At 72.4% G+C, this 20,499-nt stretch carries 17 protein-coding genes; 10 read left to right on the top strand and 7 right to left on the bottom strand.

Translation table 11 applies throughout. The features are described from left to right. Positions 1-187 precede the first annotated feature (187 nt). The 3 genes from G9272_RS20435 to G9272_RS20425 form a co-directional block, all read right to left on the bottom strand. Positions 188-1,795: a transporter gene (locus G9272_RS20435; RefSeq protein ID WP_171397933.1), complete on the bottom strand. Its 1,608-nt coding sequence runs from the start codon at positions 1,793-1,795 to the stop codon at positions 188-190. Beyond that, positions 1,792-2,562 carry an ABC transporter ATP-binding protein gene (locus G9272_RS20430; RefSeq protein ID WP_171397932.1) on the bottom strand — a complete coding sequence of 257 codons (771 nt, stop codon included), beginning with the start codon at positions 2,560-2,562 and terminating at the stop codon, positions 1,792-1,794. Before G9272_RS20430 ends, G9272_RS20435 begins: the two co-directional genes overlap by 4 nt. Positions 2,563-2,672: 110 nt before the next feature. Further along, positions 2,673-3,335 (bottom strand): bifunctional DNA primase/polymerase, encoded by a 663-nt coding sequence (locus G9272_RS20425; RefSeq protein ID WP_171397931.1) that lies wholly within the window; start codon positions 3,333-3,335, stop codon positions 2,673-2,675. A 333-nt stretch (positions 3,336-3,668) separates the two neighbouring features. On the opposite strand from G9272_RS20425, the gene G9272_RS20420 reads away from it, so the two are divergent. Both G9272_RS20420 and G9272_RS20415 read left to right on the top strand, forming a co-directional pair. Continuing rightward, entirely contained in the window at positions 3,669-5,054 is a 1,386-nt protein-coding gene (locus G9272_RS20420) for a transcriptional regulator (RefSeq protein ID WP_171397930.1), read from the top strand. Positions 5,055-5,266: 212 nt separating this feature from the next. Next, on the top strand, positions 5,267-7,150 hold the full coding sequence (locus G9272_RS20415; RefSeq protein ID WP_171397929.1) for a hypothetical protein: 1,884 nt from the start codon (positions 5,267-5,269) through the stop codon (positions 7,148-7,150). Between the two features lie 90 nt (positions 7,151-7,240). Here the strand turns inward: G9272_RS20415 and G9272_RS20410 are convergent, their stop codons facing one another. Beyond that, positions 7,241-8,569: an ABC transporter substrate-binding protein gene (locus G9272_RS20410; RefSeq protein ID WP_171397928.1), complete on the bottom strand. Its 1,329-nt coding sequence runs from the start codon at positions 8,567-8,569 to the stop codon at positions 7,241-7,243. 118 nt (positions 8,570-8,687) lie between these two features. Here G9272_RS20410 and G9272_RS20405 point away from each other — a divergent pair, with 118 nt between their 5' ends. Together G9272_RS20405 and purU are read left to right on the top strand one after the other, a co-directional pair. Continuing rightward, positions 8,688-9,188, top strand: a complete 501-nt coding sequence (locus G9272_RS20405) for an SCO4402 family protein (RefSeq protein WP_171397927.1) — start codon at positions 8,688-8,690, stop codon at positions 9,186-9,188. A gap of 93 nt (positions 9,189-9,281) precedes the next feature. Further along, positions 9,282-10,166 carry a formyltetrahydrofolate deformylase gene (gene purU, locus G9272_RS20400; RefSeq protein WP_171397926.1) on the top strand — a complete coding sequence of 295 codons (885 nt, stop codon included), beginning with the start codon at positions 9,282-9,284 and terminating at the stop codon, positions 10,164-10,166. Between the two features lie 82 nt (positions 10,167-10,248). Here purU and G9272_RS20395 read toward each other — a convergent pair whose 3' ends face one another. Then, a complete protein-coding gene (locus G9272_RS20395; RefSeq protein WP_171402085.1) occupies positions 10,249-11,775 on the bottom strand; it encodes a zf-HC2 domain-containing protein in 1,527 nt (508 codons plus the stop codon). Positions 11,776-11,825: 50 nt separating this feature from the next. Continuing rightward, entirely contained in the window at positions 11,826-12,416 is a 591-nt protein-coding gene (locus tag G9272_RS20390) for a sigma-70 family RNA polymerase sigma factor (protein WP_171397925.1), read from the bottom strand. 320 nt (positions 12,417-12,736) lie between these two features. Here G9272_RS20390 and G9272_RS20385 point away from each other — a divergent pair, with 320 nt between their 5' ends. Both G9272_RS20385 and G9272_RS20380 read left to right on the top strand, forming a co-directional pair. Further along, positions 12,737-13,117, top strand: a complete 381-nt coding sequence (locus G9272_RS20385) for an STAS domain-containing protein (RefSeq protein WP_171397924.1) — start codon at positions 12,737-12,739, stop codon at positions 13,115-13,117. A 174-nt stretch (positions 13,118-13,291) separates the two neighbouring features. Beyond that, the gene (locus G9272_RS20380; protein WP_171397923.1) at positions 13,292-13,804 is read left to right on the top strand and encodes an EF-hand domain-containing protein; all 513 of its coding nucleotides are present in this window, start codon (positions 13,292-13,294) and stop codon (positions 13,802-13,804) included. Between the two features lie 129 nt (positions 13,805-13,933). On the opposite strand, the gene G9272_RS20375 is transcribed toward G9272_RS20380, so the two are convergent. After that, a complete protein-coding gene (locus G9272_RS20375) occupies positions 13,934-15,442 on the bottom strand; it encodes a class I adenylate-forming enzyme family protein (protein WP_171397922.1) in 1,509 nt (502 codons plus the stop codon). Between the two features lie 186 nt (positions 15,443-15,628). On the opposite strand from G9272_RS20375, the gene G9272_RS20370 reads away from it, so the two are divergent. From G9272_RS20370 to G9272_RS20355, 4 genes are all read left to right on the top strand, one after another. Beyond that, positions 15,629-16,825 (top strand): amidohydrolase family protein, encoded by a 1,197-nt coding sequence (locus tag G9272_RS20370; protein ID WP_171397921.1) that lies wholly within the window; start codon positions 15,629-15,631, stop codon positions 16,823-16,825. A 33-nt stretch (positions 16,826-16,858) separates the two neighbouring features. Continuing rightward, entirely contained in the window at positions 16,859-17,992 is a 1,134-nt protein-coding gene (locus G9272_RS20365) for an acyl-CoA dehydrogenase (RefSeq protein ID WP_171397920.1), read from the top strand. A gap of 10 nt (positions 17,993-18,002) precedes the next feature. Next, positions 18,003-18,887 (top strand): acyl-CoA dehydrogenase family protein, encoded by an 885-nt coding sequence (locus G9272_RS20360; RefSeq protein WP_171397919.1) that lies wholly within the window; start codon positions 18,003-18,005, stop codon positions 18,885-18,887. 536 nt (positions 18,888-19,423) lie between these two features. Beyond that, positions 19,424-19,936: an ATP-binding protein gene (locus tag G9272_RS20355; protein WP_171402084.1), complete on the top strand. Its 513-nt coding sequence runs from the start codon at positions 19,424-19,426 to the stop codon at positions 19,934-19,936. Positions 19,937-20,499: the final 563 nt, after the last annotated feature.

Raw genomic sequence — 20,499 nt, 5'->3', positions numbered from 1 at the left:
CACCTGAGGCACCTGAGGCACCTGAGGCACCTGAGGCACCTGAGGCACCCTGGGGCCCCTGCGGGTCCGCGGGAGCCTCCTGACGCCCGCCGAAGCCCGCCGAAGCCCTCCGAGGCCGTGGTCCGGTCACCCTCGGGGGTCAGGGGGTCAGGGGGTCAGGAGGTCAGGGGGTCAGGGGGTCAGGAGGTCAGCCCTTGCTCACCGCCGTCAGGATCTCCGGGAGGCGCGTCGCCGTCCGGGGAGCGGCCAGGCGCAGTCCCAGCAGCGTGATTGCCGCGCCGTACACCGCGCCCCCCGGCAGCAGCAGCCAGGTCCAGGAGTCCCCGCCCTCGGTGACGTGCAGCCAGATCGTCACCGCGATGACGGGCGCGCACAGCAGGGCCGCCGAGACCATCCCGCCGAAGATCGCGATCCAGGCGAGACCGGCCTGACCGGGGGCGACGTTCTTGTAGCCCTCCTGCGGAATCGAGTAGGGGAAGCGGGCCGAGGTCCAGGCGCCCGTCGCCAGCATCGCGCCGAGCAGCGCGAGGGACAGCCCCAGCGCCTCGGGCAGCTTCGACCAGTCGCCGAGCATCGCCGTCGTCAGCACGGTCACCAGCGTCGCGTACGGCAGAGTGATCAGCAGCAGGGCCAGCGCCCGCGCGCGCAGCTCGACGTACGCGTCCCGGCGCGAGGAGATCGTCATCGCGACCATCCAGAACGCGGACGTGTCCTGCCCGAACTGGTTGTACATCTGGATGCCGAGCATCCCGGCGGCGAAACAGGCGAAGTAGATCGAGCCGGTGCCCTGCAAGGCGTTGAAGACGGGCACGATCAGCCCGATGGCCAGCGACGTCACCCAGGCCGCCTTCGTCTTCGGGTCGCGCCAGATGTAGCGCAGACCGCGCTCCATCACGGTGCCGGTGCGCCCGCCCGGCAGCAGCCGCCCGAGCCCCGCCGAGCTCCGCCGTTCCCGCGCGGCCGGCTCGGCCGCCTGGAGGGTGGAACCGTCGGGCGAGATCATCAATCTGGTCAGACTCCGCGTCCACACCCGCACCAGCAGCACCAACGCGCCCGCGCTGACGGCGATCTGCGCGGCGGCGACCCCGTACGCGCCCTCGCTCACCGAGTCCACCGCGCCGATCGCCGAGGCGGGCGGCAGCCAGCGCAGCACGTCCGCCGCCGGATCGAGCTGCCCGAGACCGGACGTCCCGAGCCGCTGTGCCCCGAAGTTGACGACCTGCGCCCCGATCGCGATGACCAGCCCGCTCAGCACCGCGAGGTCGCGTCCCTTACGGCTGGTCAGCAGCCGGATGTTGGCGGCGGCCACGGCCCGGGCGAGCGCCACGCACACCAGCAGCCCGAGGGCGACGGCGAGCACGCCCACCGCCCACGCGGCGGCCCCGTGCGCCACGGACACCACCGACCCCACCAGCATCAGCAGTGTGAACAGCGGCCCGATGCCCACCAGCGAGGCCGCCAGCAGCGCCCGCACCAGCGGCCGGGGCCGCAGCGGCAGCATCACCAGCCGGGTCGGGTCCAGGGTCTCGTCACCGCTGGGGAAGAACAGCGGCATCACCGCCCAGCCCAGACCCAGCACCGCCGCGAGCAGCACCACCAGCGACTCCGCGTGGTCGTGCCCGCGCAACGCGATCAGCCCGAGCAGCTGAAGCGCGGCGAACAGCAGCGTGACGAGGGCGGAGGCGACGTACGCGGCCCGCCGCCCACCCGACTGCCGCAGCCCGTTGCGCAGCAGCGACAGCTTCAGCCGTACGACGGTGGGGACGAGGCCCGGTGGGGAGGTCGGCTCGCTCACCGGGCCGCCCCGCCGCCCAGCCAGTCGAGGTCGGAACCGGTGTCCCGGCCCTGTGCCCCGACGAGTTCGAGGAACGCCTGCTGCAAGGAGGGGGCCGAACCCCGCACCTCCTCCAGCGTCCCGTGCGCCCGGATCCGCCCCGCCGCCAGCACCGCCACCCAGTCGCACAGCGACTCGACGAGCTCCATGACATGGGAGGAGAAGACGACCGTCGCCCCGGACGCGGTGTACCGCTCCAGCACTCCCCGGATGATCTGCGCGGACACCGGGTCGACGCCCTCGAACGGCTCGTCGAGGAAGAGCACTTCGGGGTTGTGCAGCAGTGCGGCCGCGAGCCCGATCTTCTTGCGCATGCCGGTCGAGTAGTCGACGACGAGCTTGTGCTGGGCCCCGGCCAGATCGAGGACGTCGAGCAGCTGCGTGGCCCGCTTGTCGACCTCGGGACCAGGCAGCCCCCGCAACCGCCCGCTGTAGCCGAGGAGTTCGCGCCCCGACAGCCGCTCGAACAGCCGCAGCCCCTCCGGCAGCACGCCGATCCGTGCCTTCACCTCGACGGGATCCCGCCACACGTCGTGCCCGACGACCTCGACGGACCCCTGATCGGGCCGCAACAGCCCGGTCACCATCGACAGGGTCGTGGTCTTCCCGGCTCCGTTCGGCCCGACGAGCCCGATGAACTTCCCGGACGGCAGATCGAGATCGATCCCGGCGACGGCGACCTGCTGCCCGAACCGCTTCCAGAGGTTACGCACGCGTACGGACGTCATGCATGAACCCTACGGTGGAACGCCCCACGCAGGGGCGCGGGGAACTGCGCGAACAACCACGACGAACCCACCCGCCGTCGAAGACCGACCACGCAGATCAGAAGGCGCCGCTAGCGATCCCGTCCGCAGGCGTAGGCGAGCGGCGAGATCAACTCCTCCGCGTCAGGCAGCCACCGGTTCGCGGCGGTGGGTCGGCACGCCCACTGCACGGCACCCCGGGACCCGAACCGCGTGGGTGGCGCGGCGACGTACATGCCCTCGCCGAGCGTCAGGAGATCGAGCGCGCCCAGCGACCAGCCCAGCTTGCGCACCAGGTCCGGCACCTTCGCCGACGCACCGGGCAGCACGAAGAACTGCATCCGCCGGTCCGGCGTCAACGTGACGGGACCGAGCGTCAACTCCATCCGCTCCATCCGCGCCAGCGCGAGAAACCCGGCAGTCTCCGGAACGGAGATCGCGTCGAACGTACGCCCGGTCGGCAGCAGGATCGAGGCGGTCGGCTGCTTCTGCCACATCCGCCGCGCGACCGTCGCGCTGCCGGTGGCCTGGGTCGCCCAGTCGGGGCGCGCGGGGTGCGCGCCCGGCGCCGCACACGCGCCGTCGCCGCAGGAGCAGCGCTGCACTCCGTCGACGGGTTCCAGCCAGGTGCCGGGGAACACGTCCCAATGACGTTCCTCGGCGTAACGAACAGCGGTCTCGAGCAGCGATTCCCCGCGCTGCTTCGGGATTTGAGTGGCTTTGGCGCCCGCGATGGTCTCTTCCACGATGAACACAACTCTAGCCGTCACCAGGGGTTACGCCCGCCACATTGCGCGGGGGAGGAGCATCGATTCCGCGTCCGGGGCGCATGGGTGCACGGGCGGGGGCGCGCGGGAGGAACGGGCGCGGGAGCGGGTAACCAGGTAGAGGGGAGGGCTTCCGTCGGTAACCCGGCAATTCTCTGTATTCCTCGGCAAGTCTTGGCAATCCTCACATGCCTCGCATTTTCGCTGCGGCTGTGGGGCATTGATCTTCTCGGCCGGAACTTTTCGGTGGAAGACACGTCAACTCGGTGTGTGGGCGGGCACCTGCCGTCCCGGTCACCGCAGCCACAGGGGGTAGGGCCCATGGCCGCAAGGCCGCTAGTCGCGAGGCAACCGAACGAACGGTTGCAGGCGCTCATCCAGGAGGCGGGGTGCTCGAACGCCGGGCTCGCCCGCCGCGTCAACATGTGCGGCGCCGAGCACGGTCTCGACCTGCGCTACGACAAGACGTCCGTGGCCCGTTGGCTGCGTGGACAGCAGCCGCGCGGCCGTGCTCCGGCGATCATCGCGGAGGCGCTGGGCCGCAAGCTCGGCCGTACGGTCACGATCGACGAGATCGGCATGGCCAACGGCAAGAACCTCGCCTCGGGCGTGGGTCTCCAGTTCTCGCCGACGGTACTGGGGGCCATCGAGCAGGTCTGCGAACTGTGGCGCAGTGACGTGGGCCGACGCGACTTCCTCTCCGGTTCGTCCGTGGCCGCCTCCGCGTTGGTCGAGCCGAGCCGCGACTGGCTGATCTCCTCACCCGACGCGCAGGTGGCGCGGGCCGCCGGGCCCCGGGTGGGCCTCTCCGACGTCGCGGCCGTCACGGCGATGACCCAGGCGCTGGTCGACCTGGACCACCAGTACGGCAGCGGGCATGTGCGCCCGGTCGTCGTGCACTACCTCAACAGCGTCGTCTCGGGCCTGCTGGCCGGCTCCTACCGGGAGGCGGTGGGCCGGGAACTCTTCGCGGCCGTGGCCCGGTTGACGGAACTCGCCGGCTACATGGCCGTCGACACCGGTCAACCCGGCCTCGCCCAGCGTTACTACATCCAGGCCCTGCGGCTCGCGCAGGCGGCGGGCGACAGGGGGTACGGCGGATACGTCCTCGCCGCGTCCATGAGCCACCTCGCCGCGCAGCTCGGAAACCCGCGGGAGATCGCGCAGTTGGCGCGCGCGGCGCAGGAAGGTGCGCGGGGGCGGGTGACGCCGCGCGCGGAGGCGATGTTCCTCGCGGCCGAGGCGCGCGGCCACGCGCTGCTCGGGGACGCGCGCGGGGCGCAGGCGGCGTCCGGGCGGGCGGTGTCGGCGCTGGAGGCGGCCGATCCGTCCGCCGGGGACGACCCTGCGTGGATCGCGCACTTCGACGAGGCCTATCTGGCCGACGAGTTGGCGCACTGCCACCGTGACCTGGGCCAGGCCGAGGCAGCGGAGCGCTGCGCCGAACAGTCCCTGGCCGGGCACCCGGAGAGCCGTGCGCGCCGGCGTGCGATCGGCTACGTCCTGCTGGCCACCGCGCAGGTGCAGCAGCGCGAGATCGAACAGGCCTGTCACACGGGGCTGAAGGCGGTCGAGCTCCTCGAGACGCTCCGCTCCAACCGGGGCGCGGAGTACCTGGAGGATCTCCAGCAGCGACTGGAACCGTTCCGGGACGAGTCGGTGGTGAGGGAGTTCGGGGCGCGGCTGGAGCTGAAGGCCGCGGCGTGAACGGACGGGGCGCCGCCGCGTGAACACGCGGGAAACGGCGCGGTTGCGCGGAAGAAGGGACGTATACAGCGCACGGCGCTCCGGATCTGTCACCGATGTCACTGTCGGACCCGTGGGAGGGAGATCACGTTCTGAGCTGCGTGGCACGGGGTTCCGGGGACCCGGTAGCGTGAGCCGACGATTCCGAAGGTCCCCCATTCGTAGGAGTCCCGGTGACGCAGAGTGGACAGGGCGAGGAGCCCTCGGCGCAACCCGCGCGCGAAGGCATCGTGCTGCCCTCCGACGGTGGGGAACCCCTGCTGCCGGGAATGATGACGAACCCACCGCGGCCGGCGCCCCGCCAGGGACCGCCGTCGGGGCAGCCGTCGGGGCAGCCGTCGGGCCACCAGTCCGGCCAGTACGGCGATCAGCAGTACGGGCAGCAGCAGTACGGCCAGGACGAGTACGGGCAGCAGCAGTACGGGCAACCGGACTACGGGCAGCACGGGCAGCACGCGCCCCAGGGGCAGCCCGGGTACGGGCAGCAGGCCCCGGCCGGCGGACAGACCTGGGGGGATCCCTGGGGTCCCGGCCAGCAGACGTCCGGACAGCAGCCGCCCGCCCCGCAGCAGCCCGCCCCGGGCTGGCCGCTCCCGGCGGACCAGACGGACGGGCCGGGCCGGACGGACCAGGGACACCAGCAGCACCAGCAGCAGTACCCGCACCAGCCGCAGGAGCAGTGGAACAGCGGCCAGTCGGCCCCGTGGAACGGCGGCACCCCGGCGGGCGCGGGCCCGCTCCCACCGGAGAGCGCACCGGCGCCGGGCGCACCCCTGCCCCCGGCCGCCCCCGCTCCGCTCGACGACGCCGCGACGCAGTACATACCGCCGGTCCCGGCCGACCCGGCCGCCGACGGCCGTGGCCAGTACCCGCCGCAGTTCGCCGCGCCCGGCGCCGCCGACGAGGGCGCCACCCAGTACCTGCCGCCCGTCCCCGCCGCCCCCGTCGACGAGGGCGCGACGCAGTACATACCGCCGGTCGCACCGGGCGCCCTGCCGCCCGAGGTTCCGGCCGAGTCGACCCAGTTCCTGGGCCGTGCCCCGCTGAACGCCCCGGGTCCGATGCCGGCCCCCGGAACGCAGCCCGGCGCGTACTCCGACTCCGAGCCCACGCAGTACATCCCGCCCGTCGCCGCGCAGGCCGGCGGCGACCGGCAGCCGCCCGCCGAGTTCGAGAACCTCTTCCGCAGCGGGCCGGGCAGCGACAGTCCGGCTGGGTCCACGCAGCAGCTCCCGCGCTTCTCCGAGCCGGACACCCCCGGACGCGGCCACGGCGGCCATGGCGGTCCCGGCGGGCACGCTGGCGCACCGGGCTACGGCGCCGGGCCCGCCGCCCGTTCCCCGCAGCCCGCCTACACCCCGCCCGGTGAACCGGCGGCGGGCGGGCGGCGCGGGGCGCGTGACGACGGCGGCGGCCGGGGCGGCCGTACCGGCTCGCGGCTGCCGTTGTTCGCGGCGGTCGGCGTGGCTCTCGCGGTCGTCGGCGTCGGCGCGGGCGCGATGCTCGCGGGCGGGGGCGGTGGCCAGGGCGACGACAACAAGACCGTCGCCGCGTCGGCCCCCGCGACCGAGGGGTCCGCGTCGGCGTCCACCGGCGCGGCCGAGCAGCAGGCCGTCGAACTGGACAAGCTGCTCGCGGACAGCGGCAGCAGCCGGGCCAGTGTGATCAGCGCGGTGGCCGACGTGAAGGCGTGCGGCAATCTCGCCCAGGCCGCCACGGACCTGCGGGACGCGGCGAAGCAGCGCTCCGAACTGGTCACCAGGCTGTCCGCGCTGAAGGTCGACCAGCTGCCGGACCACACCGCGCTGACCACCGCCCTCACCAAGGCGTGGCAGGCGTCCGCGTCCGCCGACAACCACTACGCGACCTGGGCCGACCAGGTTGCCGGCAGCAAGAACAAGAGCTGCAAGAAGGGCTCGGCCCGCACCACCTCCGAGACCCAGGCCGGCAACCGCGCGAGCGGCACCGCCAGCGCCCAGAAGACGCAGGCCGCGAAGTTGTGGAACAAGATCGCGCGGACCTACGGCCTGACGGAGCGCCAGCCCACCCAGTTGTAGACGCGGGCCGGCCGGCGCCGTCGCGGGGGCGGGCGGGCCGGGTCGGTCGGGCGGGGTCGGTCGGTCAGCCGGGTGTCCGGGTCGGGCGGGTCAGTCGACGTCGGCCTTCTCCAGGGTCTTCGTCACATCCACGAAGCCCTTCTTCGCGGCCACCAGCCGGCCCTTCTGCACGGCCTGGAGGGTGACGTCGGCGTTGACCAGGCGGGGGAAGCCGATCGAGGCGAGCTGGTCGGTGAACTCCCAGCGGAGCGTCGGCGTGAGTCCGCCCGTGGTGACCTTCAGCCCGTCGTCCAGGGCGCCCCGTACGGAGTCGGCGGTCACCTCGCCGCCGTCCAGCGACTCCACGGCCTGCCGGAACACGGTGTAGGCGATCCAGGTGGTCTGCACGCCGGTGTCGGTGGGGTCGATCCGGGTGTCGGAGAACGCCTCCTCGCTGATCACCTTCTTCATCGGCGCCCAGGCGGGGTCGCTCGTCACCGGGTACCAGCCCGTGACGTAAGCCCCCTCGAAAGGTCCGGAGGCGGCGCCGGCGGCGTTGATCACCGTCTGGTCGACGCTGCCGAGAACGGTGCCGGTGCGGACGTCGGGGTAGTCCTCGCGGGTGCGCCGGAAGGAGTCCATGAAGGTGGCGGTGCGGTCCCCGAGCGCGGTCACCACGCACCCCTTCCCGTCCCCGGCCGAGTCGCCGGTCACGTTCTCCACGGCGGCCTCGGCCTGCGTCGAGTACTCGGTGGCGTCCTCCGGCGCCCGCTGGTCCTTGGCCTTGGCGTGCCCGCCGGCGGTCAGTCCGGCGTTGAGCATCGGCGGCAGCGTGTCGCCGGCGATGGTGTCGGGGCGGACGAGCGAGACGGGACCGCAGGTCGCGCCGAGCTCCTTGCCGAGACCGGCCAGCAGCGAGGGCTGGCCGCCGTTGACGGGGTAGGACAGCGGGCTGGTGAACTCGGCGTTCGTGACGCCGTAGCCGCCTATGTAGGGGATGCCGGCGCCTTCCAGGTGCGGGAAGAAGGCGTCGGAGTGCTGACTGTAGGAGCCGACCACGGCGACCGCGTGCTCCTTGACGGCGCGCCGGGCGCACGCCGCGGCGGACACCGTGTCGTTGTGGTCGTTGCAGGTCAGGACCTTGAGCTTGCGGCCGTTCAGGCCGCCGTTCGCATTGACCCAGCGGGCGTAGGCGAGGGCGAAGGCGGGCATGCCCGGCTTGTTGGTGGCGGACGTCCCCTCGGGCGCCCATGTCATGACGACGATCGGGTCGTCCCCGGAACCCCCCGTGATACCGGGGACGACCCCGCAGCCGACGGCGAGTGACACACAGGCGGCCAGGGCACCCGCCGAGAGGGCGGTCGCTCTGACGGACCTGGTGAAGCGGAAGGACCTGGGGAGGAAGGTGCTTCGCGTTGATGTGCGTCGCTTGCCGGTCATGGACACGCACGATTCCGTCACATCCCTAACCTGGGAGTGACCCACGGTCAACGGGTGGTGACGGCAAGGTGAATTACAGGGGCACCCGAGGTACGTGGCAGGGGGAAACGTACGATCTATGACCGTGCAAGGTTCGGAGAACTCTTCCCGTCGCGGCCGTCGCTCCTCCACCATGGGCGGCATGCCACTCAACGACATGCCGTGGTGGCGCTGGCGCAGCAATGTGCGCTCCGCGCTGCACATGCTCTCCGACCCGGTGTTCCAGCAGAACGTCTGGCTGGCCGGCGTCGAGGGGTACGGGGACGTCACCGACGCCGTGTACCGCCTCGTCGAGGACACCTGGCTCGACAACTGGTCCGCCGAGAAGTACGTCGGCACGATCTTCCGCGACTCGCAGGAGGCGGCCCTCGTGGACACCGCCGTGCTGCGGGTGCTGCGGATCATGCACCAGGTCGGGCCGGACGCCCCGGTCTCCGCGTACGTCGATCACGAGGCGTGGCCGGAGGCGGTACGGGCGGCGCGGGACGCGCACGTGCGGATGGCGGCGAGCGACGGCGACGACGCCGACGCGCCGCCGCGCACCCTCGAGGTGCTGCGCATCATGACGCGGGCCGCGTAAGCCGCGAGCGGGGCCGGAGGAGCGGGCGGACGCCGTGTTCCGTCCTGCGGGACGATTGCCCACGGCGGTGGCCGGTGTGCGACCCTGTCGGGCATGAACGCGCAGCCCACCCGAGCCGCGGCGACCGCCGCCGACCAGTACGTCCTCACCCTTTCCTGCCCCGACAAGCAGGGCATCGTGCACGCCGTGTCGAGCTATCTCTTCATGACCGGCTGCAACATCGAGGACAGTCAGCAGTTCGGCGACCACGACACGGGTCTGTTCTTCCTGCGCGTCCACTTCTCGGCCGAGCCTCCGGTGACCGTGGACAAGCTCCGGGCGAGCTTCGCGGCGATCGGCGACTCCTTCCACATGGACTGGCAGATCAACCGGGCCGACGAGAAGATGCGCGTCGTCCTCATGGTCAGCAAGTTCGGGCACTGCCTGAACGACCTGCTGTTCCGCGCCAGCATCGGCGCGCTGCCGGTGGAGATCGCGGCCGTGGTGTCCAACCACACCGACTTCGCCGAGCTGGTGGGCTCGTACAACATCCCCTTCCGCCACATCCCGGTGACGAGGGAGAACAAGGCGCAGGCCGAGGCACAGCTGCTCGAGCTGGTGCGGGAGCAGGACGTCGAGCTGGTCGTCCTCGCCCGCTACATGCAGGTCCTCTCCGACGACCTGTGCAAGCAGCTCAGTGGCCGGATCATCAACATCCACCACTCCTTCCTGCCGAGCTTCAAGGGCGCCAAGCCGTACCACCAGGCGCACGCGCGGGGCGTGAAGCTGATCGGGGCGACGGCGCACTATGTGACGGCCGACCTCGACGAGGGGCCGATCATCGAGCAGGAGGTCGAGCGCGTGGGGCACGGCGTCACGCCGGACCAGCTCGTCGCCGTCGGGCGGGACGTGGAGTGCCAGGCGCTGGCGCGGGCCGTGAAGTGGCACGCGGAGCGGCGGATCCTGCTCAACGGGCGACGTACGGTCGTTTTCCCGTAGCCGTCGCGCGGTCCCGCCGACGCTCCTGCTCCCGCTCCTGCCCCTGCCTCAGGCCGCCTCGGCCATGTCCGGTTGTATCCGGCTACATCCGGCTCAGCGACGCCGCCGCGAACAGTACGTCCCTGATCGCCTCACGGTCGCCCAGCTGGCCCGCCGCCGCCTCCTCGGGGGAGACATGGCCGGCGGCCAGGCGGCAGAACTCCACGTCGTCCAGGGCGACATGGGCCACCTCGTGGTCGGCGGAGCCCACCGCGCCCGGTGAGTCCAGCGGGATCAGCCACTGGCCACCGCCCGAGCCCTCGATCTCCAGCCGCAGGCTGCGGCCGGGGCGGCCCGCGGTCACCAGGTGGCGGCTGTGCGAGGGAGTGGCGAGCCCCGCGCGGCGGCGGGCCGCGAGGGTCTCGGGCAGCATCCGCGCGGCCAGGTCGATCATGCCGTGCAGGTGGCGTGGGGCGGGCGGCGCGTAGGGGTAGTCGACCGCTTCCGCGATGTCCTCGGCGTGCACCCAGCACTCGAAGGCCCGGTCCAGCATCGCGTCGCGCAGGGGCAGTTCGAAGCCGCCGTACGACACCGGCATGGCGCCGGGGCCCCCGCCGGTGAAGGACACCGTCCGCACGAGGGCGTGGGTCTGTTCGCGCCAGGGGCCGCGCACGGAACGGGTGGGCGGGAAGTGCGAGGCCGCCCAGAACGACTCGGTGCGCCGAGCCGGCGTGTCCACCGGTCCGCGCGACCCGTCCCGCCCGTCGGTCCTGTCCGCCTCGTTCGTCTCGTCGGTCCCGCCCGGCCGGTCGCCGGTGGCGAGCGGGGTCAGTGGGTCGTCCAGCCCCAGGGCGACGGCCACCAGCCCGTCCACGGCGAGCAGGTGGGCGATGACTCCGGCGACGGTGGTCCGGCGGCTCGTGGCCCCCTCGCCGCGGAACCAGCGCAGCCGCACCGGCGCGTGCCACTCGGCGTCCCCGAAGTCCTGGAGCAGGGCGTCGAGCCGCGCGGTCTCGGCGTCGTACGACGCCGCCCAGACGGGCACCGGGATGCGGGGCGGACGCCGGTCCAGGCAGCCGTCGAGGACGCGGGTGCGCAGGCCCGGGTCGAGGTCGAGGCTCTCCGGGCGCTGGAGCAGGCCCACCGCCTCGCGCAGCCGCCGTGCCTCGTCCGCGCAGGCTCCGCAGTCGCCGAGGTGCTCCTCGACGGCCGCCGTCTCCGCGGCCGAGCAGGCCGCCAGTGCCCAGGCGCCCAGCAGGGACTTGAGCACCGGGTGCTCGAGCGTGAGCGGTCCCGGGCCGGCCGGCTCCGCCGGCGGCAGCGGCAGCCCGCTGTCCTCCACGGAGGCGCGGGGGAGCGGGATGCGCGGCGGGCGGCCGGATTCGCGGGCCGGAGGCGTGCCGTTCCCGCCACCGGAGCCGGCGTCACCGGAGCCGGCGTCACCGGAGCCGGCGTCACCGGAGCCGGCGTCACCGGAACCGCCGTCACCGGAACCGGCGTCACCGGAGCCGCCGGGGACGCTCGGTCCGTTGCCGTCGTCGCTGGACGCCGTGGTCCTGCCCTCCTTCGGATCCCTCTCCGGATCCCTTTCCCGATCCCTCGCCGGGTCCTGCTCGTGGTCCTTCTTCATGTCCTCTTCGTCTCCGCCGTCTTCGGGCGGCGGGAACACCTTCTCGCCACTCACGCCGCACCTCCGTATCCGGGCGGTGCCCCGGGGGCCGCGGAGTCGTGGGCGGTGGACAGGAGCTGGAGGCCGAGGCGGAGCCGGCGGCGGGCCTCGTCCTCGGTGACGCCGAGGTCGGCCGCGGTCTGGCGGTAGTCGCGCCGCTGGAAGTAGGCCAGTTCCAGGGCGGCGCGCAGCGGGGCGGGCATGGCCTGGACGATGTAGTCGGCGCGGGCGGCGACGGAGGCGTGCCGCACCCTGCGTTCCAGCTCCTCGGTCGCCTCGGCGGAGCCGGGACCGGCCTCGGCCAGCGCGGCGGTCTCGGTGGCGCGCAGGCGCTGCACGGCCAGGCGATGGGTCAACGCGGCGACCCAGGTGCGCAGCGGGCCCTGCTTCGGGTCGTAGGCGTCGGGGTGTTCCCAGACATGTGCGAAGACCTCGCGGGTGATGCCGTCGGCCGCCCGTTCGTCTCCGAGCACGCGATGGGCGAGACCGTGCACGAGCGAAGCGAATCGGTCATAGAGCTCTCCGAGGGCGGCCGCCTCACCGCGCGCGAGTCGTTGCTGCATCTTGCGGTCCCAGCGGGGCGGTGCGTCCTTCTTCGCCATGCGGCCCCCTCACCCGTGCGCGTACCTCTGCCTGTGCGTGTGTCCAGCGTGCGTCCACCGTCACCTCGAATGTAGTCGGCACGTCCGACAACGCACGCCCCTTTGTTTCAATGTGCGCCCCCTGTCCGCGAGAGGGTGGTATGGGCGGCGCCTACCCGACAGAGAAGGATCGAACCGGACGGGATGTGACTGGAACAAGCCTCTTTCTCTCTGTTTCTGTTTTTCCTTCGGTGTTTCGGGGCACGGCCGCTGGGCAGCCGCGCTGCAAGGAAGCGAAGGGACAGCTTCCGTTTTTCCGCGAGCCACAGCGAGCGAAGGGCGTGGTGGTGGCCTTCAAAGTGACCGGCTGGGAGCAGGGCGGATGGGCCGTGCTCCATGTGTCGGGCGAGCTGGACCTGGTGACGTCGCCTGTGCTGCGTCAGAAGGTGCACGACGAGGTGGCCGAGGGCCGCCACAGTCTCGTCCTGGACCTCTCCGAGGTGTATTTCTGCGACTCCAGCGGCGTCGGCGTCCTCATCGCCTCGCGCCGTCTCATCCGCTCCTGCCGGGGACGGCTGCGTCTGATACTTCCCGCGCGGGGCGCGGCGGAGGACTCCCACGTCAACCGGGTGCTGGGCGCGCTGGGCGTCCGCCGCCTCTTCGACGTCTACGGGGACCTCGCGGCCGCCGTGGACGACGGGACGGAACCGCTCTCCGCATAGGTCCGCGCGGGTCCGACGGGGGCCCGCTCCGCTACACCCTCGTCCCAGAATTTCCCCGGTCTTGGCACAGGCGTCGCTTTCCCGCCGCCCGGGAGTCGCCGGCGTCGTACGCTCCCTGCCGGAACCACTACCGGCAGCATCCCCACGCGATCACGTAAGGCGGCCCGAGAAGACATGGTCAGCAGCGAGTACGAACGCAGGATCGCCGCCCGGTTCGCCACCTTCGACCAGGACGGCAACGGCTACATCGACCGGGCGGACTTCGGCGCGGCGGCCAAGGCGCTGCTGGCCGAGTTCGGCACCGCGGCCCGGTCCGACAAGGGGCAGGCGCTGTACGCGGGCGCCGAGGCGTTCTGGCAGGGCATGGCCGGCATCGCCGACCGGGACGGCGACCAGCGCATCACCCGGGACGAGTTCGTGAACGGCGCGGTCAAGCGCCTGCGCGACAACCCGGAGCGGTTCGCCGAGATCGCCCGCCCCTTCCTGCACGCGGCCCTGGACATCGCCGACAGCGACGGCGACGGCCGGGCCACGGTCGCGGACACCGTCCGGGTGCTCAGGGCGCTCGGAGCGCCCGAAGAGGTCGCCAGGGGAGCCGCCGCCGTCCTCGACGCCGACGCGGACGGCAAGGTCGGCGAGGCGGAGATCGTCCCCGCCTTCGCCCGCTACTTCACCGTCGCCGAGTAGCCCTCGGCCGACCAGCACGCGGCCGACCAGGACCAGCACGCAGTCGAGCGGCACCCACCCGAGCGGCACCCACCCGAGCAGCACCCACCCGAGCAGCACTCAGCCGGGCAGTGCTCAGCCGGGCAGTGCTCACCGGGAGAAGCGTTCGCGCAGCTTGTACTTCAGCACCTTCCGCAGCGTCTCGTTGCGCGGCAGCGCGTCCACCACCTCCAGCCGCTCCGGCAGCTTGTGGACCGACAGGCCGCCCGCGCGCAGATACGAGGTCATCGCCGCGAGCGTCAACGGTTCCCCGGCCCCCGGCGCCCGTTCCACCACCGCGCACACCAGCTCCCCACGCTCCGCGTCGGGCAGGCCGATCACCGCCACGTCCCCGACGGCCGGGTGGGCGGCGAGCAGGTCCTCGATCTCCTTGGCCGACACGTTCTCCCCCTTGCGGATGATGACGTCCTTCAGCCGCCCGGTGAGGACCAGATGCCCGCTGCCGGTCACATGCCCCAGGTCGCCGGTGCGCAGGAACCCCGCCGCGTCGAACGCCTCGGCCGTCTGGGCGGGATCCAGATACCCCTGGCACACGGCCTCGCCGCGCAGCCGCACCTCGCCGTCCACCACGCGTATCCGCATGCCCTCCGGTGGCCGGCCCTCTGTCGTCGCGAGGTTCTCCGCGGTGTCGTCCGGCGCCCCCATGGTGATCATCGGCACCTCGGTCATCCCGTACCCGTGCGTCAGCTGCACCCCCATCTCGCGCACGACGGCGTGGTACACCTCGGGCGGCTTGGGCGCTCCGCCGCCCGCGAGCAGCCGCAGCGAGGGGATCAGGGGCGCGTCCGGCCGCTTGCGCTGCTCGGCGAGGAACATCGAGTAGAACGCCGTGGACCCGCCCGCGACCGTCACCCCGTGCCGCCGGTACCCGTCCAGCGCGTCCGGCAGCGCGAAGTGCTCGAACATCACCGCGGGGAAGCCGTAGAGCAGCAGCATGACGGTGTAGTCGGGGCCGGCGATGTGGGCGTACGGGAACGCCATCGAGCCGACGTCGTCCGCGGTGAGGCGCAGCGCGTGGGCGAGGCAGGAGCCGCCCGCGATCAGCGAACGGTCGGTGTGCAGCACGCCCTTGGGGTCGGAGGTGGTGCCCGAGGTCCAGTAGATCCAGCGCACGGAGGTGCCGTCGGCGGGCGGCGGCGGAAGCACGGCCGGGTCCCCGTCCGGCAGCTCGTCGTACGCCTCGAAGACGCCCTTCGCGCCTAGCCGCCGTGCCATCTCGGCGTGGTCGAAGCCGCGCCAGACGCCCGGCACCGCGAAGAACTCCGCCTTCGACTCGCGCAGCGCGAAGCCGACCTCGCGGTCGCGGTAGAAGGGGATGACGGGCGACTGCACGGCCCCCAGGCGGGCCAGCGCGAAGGACAGGACGGCCGTCTCGAGGCGGGTGGGCAGCTGCCAGGCGACGACCGTGCCGGGGCGTACGCCCATGTCGTGCAGCCCGGCCGCGACCCGCTCGGCGCTCTCGCGCAGCTTGCCGAAGGTCAGGGCCCGGTTGTCCTGGAGGAGGACCCGGCGGCCGGGGGTGAGGTCGGCGCGGCGGGCGAGCAGGTCCCAGAGGGTGCGGGACGCGCTCAGCTCGTGGGCGGTGGCGGTGTCGTTCACGTCGGCCCCCTGACGAAACTGACGGGCTGTCAGATTTTGGGCAGAGCGTAGGGCCGGTCGCCTTGTCGGTCCAGGGGGTGGGGGCTAGCCTGCTGGGGAGAAACAATCTGACGGGCCATCAGATAGCTCGGACGGCCGGGACACGTCCATCGGACAACTGGCGTTCCGCCAGGCGGAGGGGAAGCCATGAGCACCGAACTGCCGCGCATCGTCAGCGTCGACGACCATGTGATCGAGCCCGCGCACCTCTTCGCGACCTGGCTGCCGCAGAAGTACCGGGACCGGGGGCCGCAGCCCCTCACCGCCGGGATCGGCGAGCTCGCCTACGTCGCCGGGAAGTACCAGATCACGATGGACCCGGACGGCCAGCCCACCGACTGGTGGATCTACGAGGACCTGAAGTTCCCGTACAAGCGCAACATCGCCGCCGTCGGCTTCGACCGGGACGAGATGACGCTGGAGGGCATCACCCGGGAGGAGATGCGGCGCGGCTGCTGGGACCCGAAGGCCCGGCTGGCGGACATGGACCTCAACCATGTCGAGGCCTCCCTCTGCTTCCCCTCCTTCCCCCGCTTCTGCGGACAGACCTTCGCCGAGGCGCACGACAAGGAGGTCGCGCTGGCCTGTGTGCGCGCCTACAACGACTGGATGGTCGAGGAGTGGTGCGGGGACAGCGGCGGGCGGCTCATCCCGCTCTGTCTGATCCCCCTGTGGGACATCGACCTGGCGGTCGCCGAGATCCGGCGCAACGCGGCCCGCGGGGTGCGCGCGGTGACCTTCTCCGAGATCCCCAGCCACCTCGGGCTGCCGTCGATCCACTCGGGCTACTGGGACCCGTTCTTCGCGGTGTGCGAGGAGACCGGCACGGTCGTCAACATGCACATCGGTTCCTCCTCGCAGATGCCGGCCGCCTCGCCGGACGCACCGCCGGCCGTCCAGGCGTCCCTTTCGTTCAACAATGCGATGGCGTCGATGATGGACTACCTCTTCAGCGGGGTGCTGGTGAAGTTCCCCCGCCTCAAACTCGCCTACTCCGAGGGTCAGATGGGCTGGATCCCGTACGCCCTGGAGCGTGCCGACGACGTCTGGGAGGAGCACCGCGCGTGGGGCGGGGTCAGGGACATCGTCCCGGAGCCGCCGTCCACGTACTACTACCGGCAGATGTTCTGCTGCTTCTTCCGCGACAAGCACGGGGTCGCGTCCCTGGACGTGGTGGGGCGCGACAACGCGACCTTCGAGACCGACTACCCGCACGTCGACTCGACCTTCCCGCACACCAAGGAGGTCGCCCTCGACCACGTCAAGGGCCTCGACGAGGAGACGGTCTACAAGCTCATGCGCGGCAACGCGATCCGCATGCTGGACCTGGACCTCGACAAGTAGCCGGGACGGGATCAGGGCAGGGGGATCAGGACCATGGACCTCGCGGACAGTCCCGAGGACGCGGAGTTCCGGGCCCGGCTGCGCGAGTGGCTTGGCAAGGTGCTGCCCACGCTCCCGCCGAAGCCGTCCCCGGACGACTGGCCCGGCCGCCGCGCCTACGACCTCGGCTGGCAGCGGACGCTGTACGACGCCGGGTACGCCGACGTGCACTGGCAGGCCTCGCCCGGTGTCCGCCTGATCTTCCTGGAGGAGACGGAGAAGGCGGGCGCGCCCTACGTGGGGGCCGGCTTCGTCGGGCTGCTGCACGCCGGGCCGACGATCGCCGCCGAGGGGACGGCCGAACAGCGGGCACGCTGGCTGCCGCCCATCCTGCGCGGGGAGGAGGTGTGGTGCCAGGGCTTCAGCGAGCCCGACGCCGGGTCGGACCTCGCGGCGCTGCGCACGCGCGCGTGGCGCGACGGCGACGACTACGTGGTGAGCGGGTCCAAGATCTGGACCTCGCACGCGGAGGTCGCCGACTGGTGCGAACTGCTGGTCCGCACGGATCCGGCGGCGCCCAAGCACCAGGGCATCACCTGGCTGGCCATGCCCATGGACGCCCCCGGCATCACCGTACGGCCGCTGCGCACCCTCGCCGGATCCGCCGAGTTCGCCGAGGTGTTCCTCGACGAGGTGCGGGTGCCGGTCACCCATCGGGTGGGGGAGGAGAACGACGGCTGGCGGGTGACGATGGTGACGCTGTCGTTCGAGCGCGGCACCGCCTTCGTGGGCGAGGTCGTCGCCTGCCGCCGCGTGCTGGGCGAACTCGCCGTGGAGGCACGGAGGAACGGCCGCTGGGACGATCCCGTCCTGCGGCGGCGGCTGGGCGCCCTCAACGCCGAGTTCCGGGCGCTCTGGCGGCTGACGCAGTGGAACGTGAGCGAGGCGGAGGCCAAGGGCGGCCTGCCGGGCGTCGGGGGTTCGGTTTTCAAACTGAGGTACTCGCAGGCCCGCCAGGAGCTGTACGACACCGCCGCCGACGTTCTGGGCGACGAGTCCCTGGACACCGACCGCCCGTGGGTCCACGACCGGCTCTCCTCCCTCTCGTACACCATCGCGGCCGGTACCTCGCAGATTCAGCGGAACATCGTGGCCGAACGGATCCTGGGCCTGCCGAAGGGACGGTGAACTCTCCGCCATGCGATTTCGACTGACGGAGGACCAGCGGGCGCTGCGGGACGGGGTGCGTGGGCTGCTGGCGCGCCGCTTCGACCGGGCGGCGCTGCGGGCCGCCGTGGACCGGCCGGGGCGGCTGGACCGGGCGCTGTGGCGGGAGCTGGGGGCGGCCGGGTTCTTCGCGCTGCGGCTGCCCGAGGCGGACGGCGGGGTCGGACTCGGGCTGCCCGAGACCGTGTTGGCGTTCGAGGAGGCCGGCCGGGCCCTGCTGCCGGGGCCGCTCGTGGCCACCCACCTCGCGGCGGGCCGCGTGCCCGGCGCGGCCGAGGGGGAGACGGTCGTGGCGGCCGTGGACGCCGGCGGGCTGGTGGAGTGGCTGACGGAGGCGGACGTCGTGTGCGGGGAGGTCGGCGGGGCCGTGCCGCTGCGGTCGGTGGACCCGCTGACGCCGCTGCACCGCGTTCCGGGCGCCTCGGCGGCGGCGGACCCCGTCGCCGTGCTCCTCACCGCGGCCGAGCAGCTCGGCACGGCCACGCGCGCGTGCGAGCTCGCTGTGCAACACGCCCGGGCGCGCGAGCAGTTCGGGCAGCCGATCGGCGCCTTCCAGGCGGTCAAGCATCTGTGCGCGGAACTGCTGGTGCGGGTCGAGGTGGCCCGCGCGGCGGTCTACGCGGCCGCCGTCACCGCCGACCCGGTGGACATCGCGGCCGCCCGGCTGCTCGCCGACGAGGCCGCCGTAGGCGGCGCGCGCGACTGCCTCCAGGTGCACGGCGGCATGGGCTTCACCTGGGAGGCGGACGTACATCTGCTGCTCAAGCGGGCCTGGCTGCGCACCCGGCGTGCAGGTGGCGGTACGGAGAGTGAGGAACTGCTCGCGGCCGACCTGCTGTCCGGAGGGGGCCGTTAGGGGCGCCTGCCTGCGGTGACGGCGGGGGTGACGAGCGGACGGCCGCAGGGGTGTCGCGGATTGTGGCATACCGGAATCACGGAGCGTTGATACCGGGTTGTGTCCGATGCGTGACCCGTCACGGCCCGGAGTCGGCGGGCTCCTCCGGTACCTTCTGTGGGATGCGAGTGGTTCCGAGCATGAGCCATGCCGGCGGTGCCCCTGGGGCGGTGCGCGCCGCCGCTCGCAGGGCGGACGGGCTTTTGGAGCCCGCCTGTTCGACTCCCCGCAACGAGCGTCGCACAGTATGCCGCACGGGTACTCCTTCGCGCTGGAATATGCCCGAAGCGCTTGTTGAGGTGACTGTATGTCAACCAAGCTGTCTCGTAAGGGATTCACGTTCCGTCACCCTGCCTCTGGCTGTTGTTCTGGCCATGCAGAAAATGGCTACGATCGTGGCCCCCGTCGTCATGGTGCACACGCGGCTCGCGTGGCTTGCGTGGCGCACGGCCATGTGTCCGCCGGTTCGGATGGTGTGAGCGGTGCAGGTGCTTCAAGTGCAGCTGGAGATCCGGCCCGACCCCGCTGAGGTGGGGCGCGCCCGCAGGTGGGCCCGTTCGCGCCTCGCCGGGTCCGGGATAGGGGACGAGGAGCCGCTCGCCGAGACGCTGATCCTGCTCGTCTCCGAACTGGTCACCAACGCCGTGGTGCACACCGGTTGTCCGGCCGTGCTGCGGCTCTCCCTGCCGGGCGGGACGGCCGAGCCGTCCACCGTCCGCCTTGAGGTGGCCGACACCAGCGACCGGGCGCCCGTGCCCCGGTGCGCCGGCGACGAGGCGACCGGCGGCCGTGGTCTGGCCCTGGTCGACGGCCTCGCGGATCGCTGGGGCTGGAGCGTCGAGGGTGCGGGCAAGCGCATCTGGTGCGAACTGGACCGCTGTGCGGTGCCCGGTGAGGCCGAGGCGGACCATGGGGGCACGGAAGAGCGCCGGGGTGTGGAGGAATGCCGGGGCGCGGTCCCGGCGGAGCCCGAGCCGGCTTACGGAGGCCTCGCGTACGAGGTCGTCTGAGCGGCGACCGGGCGGCGGGCGCCCGGCGACGCGACCGGCGACGCGGCCGGGCGGCGGGCGCCCGGCGATGCGACCGGCAGCAGGGCCGGCAGCGGGGCCGGTGGCAGACCGGCGACGCGGGCGGTCGGCGAGGGCGCACGGGTGTGGAGCGCCCCGCGACTCGCGGTGCACGGGCGCAGAAAGCGCTGTCGCGAACGGTCGGGGTCGGCATCGATGCGCCCGGCTGTGCTTCCGTGCGCGCCCACCACAAAGGGGACTTAAGTAATAAATCTCCGTTCAGGTGTTGACGCGACGTGTCCGTTTGATCACGCTTGTGGTCAGCGATTCGCCGTGAGGGGACGGCGAGGGCTTCGGTGACGGAGGCTCTCGTCGAGTGTGGGTCGTGATTCGGCGCCGGTTCCCTCAGGGCCGAGGGGAGTCGGTGGGGGCCCCTCCCGCTCGGGCGAAGCCGGGAGTGGGGGAGGGTGCGCCGGAGTCGGATGGCGGTGCGCGGTGCCGTGCTCGGGGCGGGCAGCCGCGCGCCGCCAGCCGACGTGAGGGGAACACCTGTTCGTATTCCAGTA

The organism is Streptomyces asoensis, from assembly GCF_013085465.1.
Taxonomy (GTDB): Bacteria; Actinomycetota; Actinomycetes; order Streptomycetales; family Streptomycetaceae; genus Streptomyces; species Streptomyces cacaoi_A.
The sequence above is the reverse complement of the archived record's forward strand: the minus strand, read 5'-3'. Positions and strand labels throughout refer to the sequence as shown.

Excerpts from the sequence above, each read along its gene's own strand:
- purU (WP_171397926.1), top strand. The coding sequence starts at position 9,282 with ATGAACGCGCAGCCCACCCGAGCCGCGGCGACCGCCGCCGACCAGTAC.
- G9272_RS20405 (WP_171397927.1), top strand. The coding sequence starts at position 8,688 with ATGACCGTGCAAGGTTCGGAGAACTCTTCCCGTCGCGGCCGTCGCTCC.
- G9272_RS20420 (WP_171397930.1), top strand. The coding sequence starts at position 3,669 with ATGGCCGCAAGGCCGCTAGTCGCGAGGCAACCGAACGAACGGTTGCAG.
- G9272_RS20360 (WP_171397919.1), top strand. The coding sequence starts at position 18,003 with ATGCGATTTCGACTGACGGAGGACCAGCGGGCGCTGCGGGACGGGGTG.
- G9272_RS20365 (WP_171397920.1), top strand. The coding sequence starts at position 16,859 with ATGGACCTCGCGGACAGTCCCGAGGACGCGGAGTTCCGGGCCCGGCTG.
- G9272_RS20370 (WP_171397921.1), top strand. The coding sequence starts at position 15,629 with ATGAGCACCGAACTGCCGCGCATCGTCAGCGTCGACGACCATGTGATC.
- G9272_RS20430 (WP_171397932.1), bottom strand. The coding sequence starts at position 2,562 with ATGACGTCCGTACGCGTGCGTAACCTCTGGAAGCGGTTCGGGCAGCAG.
- G9272_RS20390 (WP_171397925.1), bottom strand. The coding sequence starts at position 12,416 with ATGGCGAAGAAGGACGCACCGCCCCGCTGGGACCGCAAGATGCAGCAA.
- G9272_RS20380 (WP_171397923.1), top strand. The coding sequence starts at position 13,292 with ATGGTCAGCAGCGAGTACGAACGCAGGATCGCCGCCCGGTTCGCCACC.
- G9272_RS20410 (WP_171397928.1), bottom strand. The coding sequence starts at position 8,569 with ATGACCGGCAAGCGACGCACATCAACGCGAAGCACCTTCCTCCCCAGG.
- G9272_RS20395 (WP_171402085.1), bottom strand. The coding sequence starts at position 11,775 with ATGAAGAAGGACCACGAGCAGGACCCGGCGAGGGATCGGGAAAGGGAT.